The organism is Enterococcus sp. 7F3_DIV0205, assembly GCF_002141365.2.
GTDB classification, from domain to species: Bacteria; Bacillota; Bacilli; order Lactobacillales; family Enterococcaceae; genus Enterococcus_L; species Enterococcus_L palustris.
Genome location: NZ_CP147244.1, coordinates 2,906,632 through 2,917,286, shown reverse-complemented (window position 1 = coordinate 2,917,286; position 10,655 = coordinate 2,906,632). Strand labels below are relative to the sequence as shown.

At 33.6% G+C, this 10,655-nt stretch carries 9 protein-coding genes; 4 read left to right on the top strand and 5 right to left on the bottom strand.

The window, feature by feature from the left end:
• Positions 1-78: 78 nt before the first annotated feature.
• Complete coding sequence (locus A5821_RS13670; protein ID WP_086315301.1) at positions 79-1,518, top strand: helix-turn-helix domain-containing protein; 1,440 nt, start codon at positions 79-81, stop codon at positions 1,516-1,518.
• 61 nt (positions 1,519-1,579) lie between these two features.
• Here A5821_RS13670 and A5821_RS13665 read toward each other — a convergent pair whose 3' ends face one another.
• Both A5821_RS13665 and A5821_RS13660 read right to left on the bottom strand, forming a co-directional pair.
• Complete coding sequence (locus A5821_RS13665) at positions 1,580-2,185, bottom strand: class I SAM-dependent methyltransferase (protein ID WP_086315300.1); 606 nt, start codon at positions 2,183-2,185, stop codon at positions 1,580-1,582.
• Between the two features lie 10 nt (positions 2,186-2,195).
• On the bottom strand, positions 2,196-2,786 hold the full coding sequence (locus A5821_RS13660; RefSeq protein ID WP_086315299.1) for an SGNH/GDSL hydrolase family protein: 591 nt from the start codon (positions 2,784-2,786) through the stop codon (positions 2,196-2,198).
• 158 nt (positions 2,787-2,944) lie between these two features.
• Here A5821_RS13660 and coaA point away from each other — a divergent pair, with 158 nt between their 5' ends.
• The 3 genes from coaA to A5821_RS13645 all read left to right on the top strand — a co-directional run bounded on the left by coaA (position 2,945) and on the right by A5821_RS13645 (position 7,379).
• Positions 2,945-3,868, top strand: coding sequence for a type I pantothenate kinase (gene coaA, locus A5821_RS13655; RefSeq protein WP_086315709.1), 924 nt, complete (start codon positions 2,945-2,947; stop codon positions 3,866-3,868).
• A 209-nt stretch (positions 3,869-4,077) separates the two neighbouring features.
• Positions 4,078-5,634: a glutamine-hydrolyzing GMP synthase gene (gene guaA, locus A5821_RS13650; RefSeq protein ID WP_086315298.1), complete on the top strand. Its 1,557-nt coding sequence runs from the start codon at positions 4,078-4,080 to the stop codon at positions 5,632-5,634.
• 218 nt (positions 5,635-5,852) lie between these two features.
• Positions 5,853-7,379 (top strand): DNA/RNA helicase domain-containing protein, encoded by a 1,527-nt coding sequence (locus A5821_RS13645; RefSeq protein ID WP_086315297.1) that lies wholly within the window; start codon positions 5,853-5,855, stop codon positions 7,377-7,379.
• 334 nt (positions 7,380-7,713) lie between these two features.
• Here the strand turns inward: A5821_RS13645 and A5821_RS13640 are convergent, their stop codons facing one another.
• The 3 genes from A5821_RS13640 to A5821_RS13630 form a co-directional block, all read right to left on the bottom strand.
• Positions 7,714-8,235 carry a YfbU family protein gene (locus A5821_RS13640; RefSeq protein ID WP_086315296.1) on the bottom strand — a complete coding sequence of 174 codons (522 nt, stop codon included), beginning with the start codon at positions 8,233-8,235 and terminating at the stop codon, positions 7,714-7,716.
• 438 nt (positions 8,236-8,673) lie between these two features.
• Positions 8,674-9,468: a HEPN domain-containing protein gene (locus A5821_RS13635; protein ID WP_086315295.1), complete on the bottom strand. Its 795-nt coding sequence runs from the start codon at positions 9,466-9,468 to the stop codon at positions 8,674-8,676.
• Positions 9,468-10,568, bottom strand: a complete 1,101-nt coding sequence (locus tag A5821_RS13630) for a DUF262 domain-containing protein (RefSeq protein ID WP_086315294.1) — start codon at positions 10,566-10,568, stop codon at positions 9,468-9,470. Before A5821_RS13630 ends, A5821_RS13635 begins: the two co-directional genes overlap by 1 nt.
• Positions 10,569-10,655: the final 87 nt, after the last annotated feature.

The following is a 10,655-nucleotide window of genomic DNA, read 5'->3' as shown; positions in this document are numbered from 1 at the left end:
AATTTGCTTATTTTTAATTTTTTAATATGAAAAACATTTAAACCCGTTTATAATATCTACTATAAAGGTGGGATCGTTATGTTAATGACTCAATTAATCAAAAAAAATGAACAGATAAAATTGGATTTATTTACTAGAATCGTAAATAGTCCCATGATCGAAAGCGAGACATTACAAACACAATTGTCTCTCTCTAAAAATCGGCTGTATCACTTTGTCCTTCAGCTCAATAGAGATCTGGCAATCTATCAAATCCCAATCACAATTAATTACAAAGAAAATAAATATATAGCAGAAAAATCAGAAAAGGGGCATCATCCCTCACTATTGATTTACGAACTTATTCAACATTATTTAAATGCTTCTGCTATGTTCCAATTGACGTATCTTTTTTTACACGAGGAGCAAATTCCAATCACTGATATTGCCAACAAATTGCTATTTTCTCAGTCCCATACGTATTATGTAGTCCGTCAGGTCAATCCGTTTTTGACGCAATTTAATTTAAGATTATCAGTTGCCAATAAGAACGTTTATCTTGATGGTCGAGCTGCTGATATTTTTATCTTTCGCTTTTTAGTGTTTAGTTTCCTATTCTTTTACCGTTCAGCCTATCCTGCGATTGAATCTGAGCGTCAAAAAAGTGTAGCAAATGAAAAAACACTTCCTTACGCCAAACAGATGACTTATTCTGAGCTTCACAGTTTAAATTCTTTTTTCTATGTGTTAGAACATACGCCTACGGATCTAGATCGCTTAACAGAAGAGCTTCACTGCTCCTCCGTCTTTCCTTTAACAACCCTACTGAAAGCGAAAGAAAATGAGCCGGATCATGCCTTCCTACTATTTTTCCTGCGGATCTTTATTCCCAGACTCTGCAGCTTTGAAGAAATGATTCGTTTGGGAGAACAGTTAGAAACCATGATTGATTTTGATCTAGCAATGCTTGCCAAACAAATGCTAGATGCCATATTCGAAGCCTTTACATTGGAATCTTTGCCTCGTCTTTATAAAAACTATTACGCTAGCCTTTATATTTTGACCCTACATTTAAGCTATATTCAGTTTTTTGGGCATGATTTAAAAAATATCTTTTATTCACAAGCCTTAACTACTAAAAGTATTCAAACTCATGCAGCTTTGTATGAGCAATTGGTTGATTTCTACGATCAATTTCAACCAGCAGTCCCTTGGTCTAAAAAAGAAGAGAGCAAACAGGTACTAATCGATACACTTTATTTGATCGTTCTCGGTGAGCATCAGCAAAAAGTTATGATTTATATCGACTTTGGTGGGAATATCGTTGCTGAATTGGCCTTAAAACGTAAACTAATGAAAATACTCAACCCAGACACTTTTATCTTTACGACGGATGACACGATTGCAGATGTGATCATCGCAAATTATGTGGCACCGATCGAAAGACCAGATACCACCTTTTTACTTGTGGAAAACTTTAATGAGGCTGGAACTTGGAAAGCTATTTATACACATCTTTTACAGCTCGTTAAAGAATAATACGCAAAAAATCGAGACAATCATTTCGACTGTCTCGATTTTTTTATTTTTCTATTCAATCTTATGCTTCTTTAATGCTTTTTAAAATATAGTAGCCTTTATCTTTTGTTACGATTTCTACGTTACCAAAAACTTCCGCCATTCTTTTTTCGGCACTTGGCGCCCCTTGTTTCTTTTGGATCACGACTGTCAGGGTTCCACCGACTAAAAGCCTTGGATGAGCTTCACTTAAAATTTCGTGAACCACTTTTTTCCCCGCTCGGATTGGCGGATTGCTGATAATTGCAGCGTATTCCTTTTCATGAACATCCGCATAAATATTTGAAGTATGGATATCAACATTTTCTACATGATTTTTCTTCGCGTTTTCTTGCGCTAAGGCCACCGCACGTTGATTCACATCGATCATTTCTACCGTTCTTCCGCTCAATGAAGCAAGCGTTAACCCAATCGGACCATAGCCACAGCCAACATCAAGTAGCTTCCCTTCTGGTAGTTCTTCCCAATCAAAAGCATCGATCAACACACGTGAACCAAAGTCCACCGTATTGCGGGAAAACACCCCACTATCTGTTAAAAACTGGAATTTTTTGCCTCTTAATTCAAACGACCACTGCTCTAAATCATGCGCTAGATCTGGATTTTCTGTATAATAATGATTCGTCATTTTCTTCTTCCTAACTATTTTCTTTTGTCATCAGTCTACCTTTTATTTCGCGAACAATCAAGGCTGCTAGTAGGTCATAACCTGTTTTAGAAAAATGTAGACCATCTGCTTGTAAAAATTCATCGGTTCCAGGGTAAACAACCATAGCTTTGTATAAATCGATGACAGGAATTTCATATTTAGCTCCGATCACTTTTACTCGTTCTGCATATTCACGAATACGGTCATCATCTCGGGTTGGTTTTCTAGCACAATCTACGTAAGGCGGTGTAAGTAGAATAACTTTTTCTTTGCCGATTTTGGTAATCATTGTTTCGATATTTTCTGCGTATTGTTCTAAAGGCACTAGGTTATCGATATTTGTATCATTGGCACCGAAAAAGATTGTTACAATATCCGCTTGCTCAGCTAGTACTTCTTTCTCTAAACGTTTCATGGCATCTTGCGTGGTGTCTCCTGGCATACCAGCATTTACGATCATGACTTCTTCATAATTTCGAGTTGCTAAATCTTCTGAGATTAGGTTTTGTAAAATAGGAGTAATGGCTTCTTCGCCGTATCCTGCAGTAATACTATCTCCAAATAAAACAATTTTTTTCATTAAGCATTTTCCTTTCTTGTCTTGTTTTCTTTGTTTATCATACCATTGAAAAGACCGTTTTGCTGAAGCAAAGAATTATTTCAGGAATTGGTGTTAGGTCTAGCTAAATTGTGTTAAAATAGGAGCAGAAATAAATGTTGGCTTTGGTGGAGGAACCGATGGACGATAAAATGAATTATTACCCCATTTCACGGAAGGAATGGCAGGGCTTCTATCATAACGGCAAAGCGCCGCTGACAGAAGAAGAATTAGAAGATATTAAAGGCTTCAATGATCAAATTTCATTGCAGGATGTGCAGGACATTTACGTGCCGCTGACCCATCTGATTCACTTATATATGAAAGAATTTGAGTCTTTAACTGTTAGCAAAGGGCTGTTTTTGCATGAATATGTGCCTGTTCCGCCTTTTATCATCGGGATCGCTGGTAGTGTGGCTGTTGGGAAAAGTACCACCGCCCGCTTGCTACAGCTGATTTTATCCAGAACCTTTAAACGCCGCAATGTCCAACTGATTACGACGGACGGCTTTTTGTATCCGAATAAAGTGTTGGAAGCAAAAGGTATCATGGATCGTAAAGGATTTCCTGAAAGCTACGACATGGAAAAGTTGATCGACTTTTTAAACCAAGTCAAAAACAGCCAAGAAGAAATCAAAGCACCACTTTATTCTCACAGCGTATATGATATTGTGGAAGGCGAATATGAAGTGATCCAACAACCAGATATTCTGATCGTTGAAGGAATCAATACACTACAATTGCCAGCCAATCAGCAAATTTACGTCAGTGACTTCTTTGACTTTTCAGTCTTTGTAGATGCTGAACCGAAGCTGATCGAAAAATGGTACCTTGAACGATTTGGCGCCTTACTCGATACAGCCTTTCTTGATCCAGATAATTACTATTATCAATATGCGATCGGCAATCGTGAAGATGCCTTTGCAATGGCTAAAGAAGTTTGGAAAACGGTGAATTTGAAAAACTTAGAGGAATATATCTTGCCAACTCGAGGCAGAGCGGATATTATACTTCATAAGACTGAAAATCATATTATTGATGAGATATTTATGCGGAAGTATTAAAAGAAAGGCTGAACGAACTCGTTCAGTGCTGACAGAAAAATAGGGAAAACTGATTGTGACGCTTTTTGTCACTAGCCTTTTTCATCTTTTTTCCGAAGCACTAGTTCGTGAAGCTAGATCACAAAGTAACACTTAATTTGATTCTAAAAAGGTCAAAAATTCTTTTTGACCTTTTATTAGATAAATCTAAATGGATAGGGGTAATAAATGTGACCAATGTTGCCGATTTGACAACTGTCGAAAAAATTATTGTTTTAGACTTTGGTAGTCAATATAACCAATTGATTACTCGACGTATTCGTGAATTTGGCGTGTTCTCAGAATTATTGAGCCACCGAATCACAGCGGATGAAATTCGCGAAATGGCACCAAAAGGAATTATTTTCTCTGGTGGCCCAAATAGTGTTTATGATGAAAATGCGTTTAGTATCGATCCTGAAATTTATGAATTAGGCATTCCAATTCTAGGGATTTGTTACGGTATGCAACTAATGATGCATAATTTAGGTGGAAAAGTTGAGCCTGCTGGCAACCGTGAATACGGCAAGTCAGAGCTATCACTTTTGATTCCTGATTCACCTATTTTTAAAGGAACACCTGAAAAACAAATCGCTTGGATGAGTCATGGTGACTTAGTCGCTGCCATCCCTGATAGCTTTGAAACTGTGGCAACTAGTGCAGATTGTCCGTTTGCAGCAGTTCAAAATACAGACCGCAACTTGTACGGTGTGCAATTCCATCCAGAAGTACGTCATTCTGAATATGGTAACGACTTATTACGTCACTTTACCTTTGATATTTGTCATTGCGAAGGCGACTGGACAATGGGCAATTTCATCGAAATGGAAATTAACAAAATCCGTGAACAAGTCGGCGATAAAAAAGTCCTTCTTGGCCTTTCAGGCGGCGTGGATTCTAGCGTTGTTGGTGTGCTTTTACAAAAAGCTATCGGCGATCAATTGACTTGTATCTTTGTGGATCATGGTTTATTGCGTAAAGGTGAAGCAGAACAAGTAATGGATAGTTTAGCTGGAAAATTCGGCTTGAACATCATTAAAGTAGATGCGAAAAAACGCTTCTTAGATAAATTAGCTGGCGTTTCCGATCCAGAACAAAAACGTAAAATCATTGGAAATGAATTTGTTTATGTTTTCGATGACGAAGCGACAAAACTTGATGGTATCGACTTCCTAGCACAAGGTACCCTTTATACAGATATCGTAGAAAGCGGCACTGAAACAGCGCAAACAATCAAATCTCACCATAACGTGGGCGGATTGCCGGAAGATATGCAATTTGAATTGATCGAACCGTTAAATACTCTATTTAAAGATGAAGTTCGTGCCTTAGGAATTGAATTAGGCATGCCAGAAGCACTTGTTTGGCGCCAACCATTCCCTGGTCCTGGTTTAGGCATTCGTGTTCTTGGTGAAATTACCGAAGATAAATTAGAAATCGTGCGTAACTCTGATGCGATTTTACGTGAAGAGATCGCTAATGCTGGTTTAGATCGTGATATTTGGCAGTACTTTACTGTGTTACCTGGCATCCGTAGTGTGGGTGTGATGGGTGATGGCCGTACGTATGATTATACTGTGGGGATTCGTGCAGTGACTTCGATTGATGGGATGACAGCTGACTTTGCTAGAATTCCTTGGGATGTGTTGCAGAAGATTTCTGTGAGGATCGTGAATGAAGTGGATCATGTGAATCGGATTGTTTATGATATTACGAGTAAGCCACCTGCTACTGTTGAGTGGGAATAATGTAAAGGTGAATGACTCACAAATCCATTGATTTATAAGGGTTTCTGCACCATAGAATTATTCCAAAAGAATAAAATTATGCAAATATGGTAGCTTATGCGACCACATTTGTAACCAAGAAGTCCGCCAGTAATGGTTGACTTCTTTCTATATAAGTGGAAAGTTCCATGAAAAATATAGAACCTCTTTTAAAAGGAAAATAGATTGGAGAGATATTCATGAGTAAATCGGTTAATTTGGACTCTGTTGTGCAAATTATTGATTCAGGTGACAACAATTTGTTAAAATCTTTTTTGAAGTTAGAAGACAATGGTTTTTCTTATACTAGAAATAGTGGAATGTCAGGAACTGAAATAGATGATCTTTTATTATTATCAAAATACTTAATAGCTCAAACTTGTTTCAGTCAAAAAAATGGCTATTTCATTGGATATGTAGTGAACGCAGGTATACGAGAAGAATTTGATATTTTACGTTTTAGCAATGATACAATCGTAAATATTGAATTAAAGCATGACCTTCCATCTGGTAGTTATGAAGAAATCAATGATCAGCTAATTAGACATCGCTATTTGTTAAGCATTCTTGAAAAAAGAACAGTTTTGTGTACCTTTATCAATAGTTTAAATAAATTACTTTTATTAAAAGAAGATAATACTTTAGTTGAAGTTTCTTTTGAAAGTTTGGCTAATATGATCCCATATGATTATATTCTAAAAAATGAACTAGAAAATATCAATTTATCAAGCCTTATAATTTCTCCGTATTCGCAACCAGCTCAATTTGCAAATCATCAGTATTTTTTAACCGATGAACAAAAAGAAGTACGTAAAGATATTTTAACTAATAATCAATATAATAAATTTGGGTTAATTGGGGGTCCCGGTACTGGTAAATCAATGGTTATCATTGATTTAGCTAAGGAGTACCAAAGGCTTGGCAGAAAGGTATTAGTCATATTTTGTGCTTCTTTACCTAATTCTAATGAGATTAGCACTGCACTTGACTTAAATATACTTTCTATAAAAAACATAACAGAAAACGTTTTAAATGCCCACAATATAATTTTGGTTGACGAAGCTCAAAGGCTATATAAGAATCAATATGACTGGTTAATGAACACAAATAATAAAAAAGTTATTTTCTCAGTAGATCATCAACAAACACTACATCCTGAAGAAAAAAAACTTTACATTGAGAACCAACTGAAATTAAGTCCTGATATAAAAATCAAAGAATTGAAAAAAAAAGTTAGAACTGATTTGGTAATGTCTTCTTTTATACAAAAATTTTTAAATCTAAAAGCGAAAGGAGTCCAACCGTTTGATTATGATAACGTAAACGTTGTCTACTTTGAAAACAAACTAGATGCTGGTACGTATATAGAATATATGCGTCAGGAAGAAAACTACGTCTCTATAGAGCTAACAGAATATGTAACAAAAACAGGTAATAATTTGAAAAGACCAAAAATATGTATGTCATCTGAAACATCACACTCTGTAATTGGAAAAGAATATGATAATGTTCTCGTGCCTTTGGATAAATATTTTAAATATGATGAAGATGCAAAGCTAGTATCTACATACAATGAATATTACCCTTACTATGAAGATAGTTGTATTTTCGAAGCTTTAACTAGAGTTAAAAACAAATTGTTGTTAGTTATAATAGATAACCCCGATTTGTATATAACAGTTCAAGAAATATTAACTTGGAAAAACGACAAATTATATAAGCAGTAACTCTTTTAACCTTATCATTTAAGCAATGTTTCGGAAAACCTTAGATTGAGCTGTTGAATTAGAATACTTAGAATCTAATGTATCAAAAAAAATTAAAGCTATTCAAAAAGGGAAAGCATCTGTTCCTTTCTGGATGAAAGAATAATTTAAAAAAATCAATACTTAAATTTGTATCGATGATTACTATCTTTGTAAATTGAAGTATTGTTAAAAATCCGTAACCAATATTTCGCTATTATTATTCCTACAAAATTCATAATCAAAGCTTGATAATATTGATTACCGATTGGACTTTAACTATATAAAAGAGCTACCTTTACAGGTAGCTCAGACATTAAGCAATAATCTTTTTTATATCTTCGGCAGATAGTGGCATATAACCAACTTGATTTTCTCTTCTTTTTTCTATAATCTCTTTCCATCTACTTACCCAAATTTTTAAAGTATCTTCTCTTGGATAGTTACCATGAGAGTTCAAATCTATTTTTTTAAATTCAGCATATCTATCCATCTCATGAATAACAAACTTACAATATGAATAGTAATTAGTTGTGGAATTTCCATCAAACCCTTGAAAAGAAATAGCCTTCTCATCTATATTTTCTGGATCTTTCGTATAGGCATTTTGGAAAGCCCTATACATTTCCAATACATTCCACACAAATTCTGAATCCTCTTTAGACATAAGATCAGCAAAATATTCTGTAGCATCATCATAATTATATTCATAACCTTGAACAAAAATTTCTCGTTTAGTTTGATAATCTTTTTTTTCATATTCATTTTCTGCTAACTTTGACAAAATCTCGTATTGATTACTTAGGATTAATCTCTCCATTTTTGAAATTTTTTTCAAATATAAAAACTCCTCTCAATCTATTTATTTTAATTTTTACCACTTTCTAAGAACAAAAAGAAGAACTTTTCATATTAAGTAACCCTGAATGATACCTGCATTTGAAATAATCGTTTCTATGCTACCCAATTTAACAGCACATGAGAAACAAAATCTTGAATTGGGTTGCAAGTCGGATATAATAACTATTATAATCCTAAGTATGATACGAAATTATGCCAGTACTCGCTTACTTTTTAGACCTAGTGAATCGGTTAGAGTAGAAATAAGCTGAAATCATAAGGTGTAATAGGATCAGACTTTGATTGGGATTTACATTCTATAATAAACAAAATATCTGTACCTCTATAAAATTCAAAAATTTTTTTGGCAATATTTTAAATAGTTCTTATCTCGAACCTACAATTGATAAATTCAAAGACATATAATCTGATTTTTTCACACAATTAAAATAGATTCATTGTAATCATCCAAAAATATTTGATATAAGTTCAATACAGTAAGATATTGAAAATATTCTGCTTTTTCTATAAAATCTTTAACTTTTATTTTCGTTAAGGTTATTTGTTCTTCATTTCCATGAGCAACCTTATTTCTTGCTTTAACTAATTCATCAAGAAATGTTTTCCATGCATTTGAACCTTGATAATTTAAATTTAGTTTAGCTAATAATTCTTCGTTAGAACTCATGGGATTATTTTTTAATATATCAATTTTTTTTAAAATCATTTCTTTTATAGGATCACGTTCATCAGAATTCGAAGAAAAAAGATCGGAAAGTTGTTCAGAATTTATGCGCTCTAAAAATTTTTTCTCACCAACTTTACTGAAAAATTTAATGAATGTATCAGGTTTTGGATTCTTTAAATTAGTGGTAATACAATTAGCATCTATAGGTATGTTATTGTCTTTGTGTAGATTTTTTATTTTCTCTCTGTATTTCTGATTAAATCCCTTATCTTCATAATAGCTATCTTGTACAGCCTTCATAAGACTATTATTAGCTTGGGACGCTCCAACAAACTTATTGTAATCATCAATCCAACTCTTAGCGATTTGTTTTATCCCTGACTCAATATTAGCACTAATTAATACTACACAACTTTCATAGATAGTCACCTGCACATTTGTATCGTCATAGTCTTTGGAAATTTCTAACAGCTCCTTTGGCTTTTGCCAATTTTCAGTCAGAATCTCTAATAAATTGGATATACTTAATTCCTCCAACTCCATCAAAGTACTCCTTTAACTGCGTTAATTCTACCCACAATTTTTGCTTTATCGTTAGTACTTCCTTCTATATACCTAAAGAAATCTTCATCTGAAAATAATTTCTTTACACTTTCTCGACTATTGCTTTTTAATTTATCCTTAGACAACAAAGTATCTCCAACTGCAACAGCTATCGCATCGTATACCGAAACATTAAATGAAGACATTTCCTTATAATCATTCTCTTCTTTTATAAATTTATACTTAGCAAACGCTTTTTCACCAAACTCTTCTCGAATAACTTTCATAGTTCTATTAAAATGCTTTTCCATTAATGACAAACTATGATTGTCAAGTTCATTAAATTTTTTCATTGATGTAGAAAGGAAATATTTTAATCCACCTTTCATATCATGATATTTATCATCACCAAAAGCAAAGAAACGTAAAACTGTCTCAACGTCTTCCATTCTTTTAACTTTTTTATTCTCCTGTGGTTTATTCAAATTAACTTGCAAAAGAATTCTAAAATCTTCATTCTCGGATAATTTTTTGATTAAATCATTAAACGGCCCTCGATGTGAAGCATTTCTAAGTTCTTGTGACTCTAATTTCACAGAACCCGAATTTAGGCGTTCAAAAATATCATATTTGACTTGAGAATCCACAGATGAATCAATTCTTAAACACTTTATAGTTCTTTCTTCTAATCTTCTAATCAAAAAACCTGGTAATCCACTATATTTATAACCATTAAGATCACTTAATATTTCCATACCTGTAAGCTCATATTCATTATGGAAGAAATTTACAATAGCTGTTAATCTTTGTTGCCCATCAATTACTGAGTATCTTGCAATATCGTCTACATTTTCATCGTCTACATCAATATCTTGAGAAATAAATATTATCGGAATTGGAATATTTAATATTAAACTTTCTATTAATCTTGAAGATGTTACATCATTCCATACATGTCTTCTCTGATATTCTGGATCTAGTTTTATTACTTGATTATCAACTTTTTTGACTAATGTCTCTAAATCATATTCGACATCTTGAGTCCTGACTGTTCTTTCTTTTGCTTTTTCTTGTATTTTTTTTAGATCACTTTTATCCATAAAAACTACCCTCCACGATTATCGCTAAAATTAACATAACTTAACAATATTTTAACATATTCTGAAACTATCTTCAGTAAAAAAAGC

What these genes read in the sequence shown, in the direction of transcription:
- A5821_RS13660 (WP_086315299.1), bottom strand. Translation starts at nt 2,786, where the DNA reads ATGAAAAAAATTGTTTTATTTGGAGATAGTATTACTGCAGGATACGGC.
- A5821_RS13635 (WP_086315295.1), bottom strand. Translation starts at nt 9,468, where the DNA reads ATGGAGTTGGAGGAATTAAGTATATCCAATTTATTAGAGATTCTGACT.
- coaA (WP_086315709.1), top strand. Translation starts at nt 2,945, where the DNA reads ATGGACGATAAAATGAATTATTACCCCATTTCACGGAAGGAATGGCAG.
- A5821_RS13630 (WP_086315294.1), bottom strand. Translation starts at nt 10,568, where the DNA reads ATGGATAAAAGTGATCTAAAAAAAATACAAGAAAAAGCAAAAGAAAGA.
- A5821_RS13665 (WP_086315300.1), bottom strand. Translation starts at nt 2,185, where the DNA reads ATGACGAATCATTATTATACAGAAAATCCAGATCTAGCGCATGATTTA.
- A5821_RS13645 (WP_086315297.1), top strand. Translation starts at nt 5,853, where the DNA reads ATGAGTAAATCGGTTAATTTGGACTCTGTTGTGCAAATTATTGATTCA.
- A5821_RS13670 (WP_086315301.1), top strand. Translation starts at nt 79, where the DNA reads ATGTTAATGACTCAATTAATCAAAAAAAATGAACAGATAAAATTGGAT.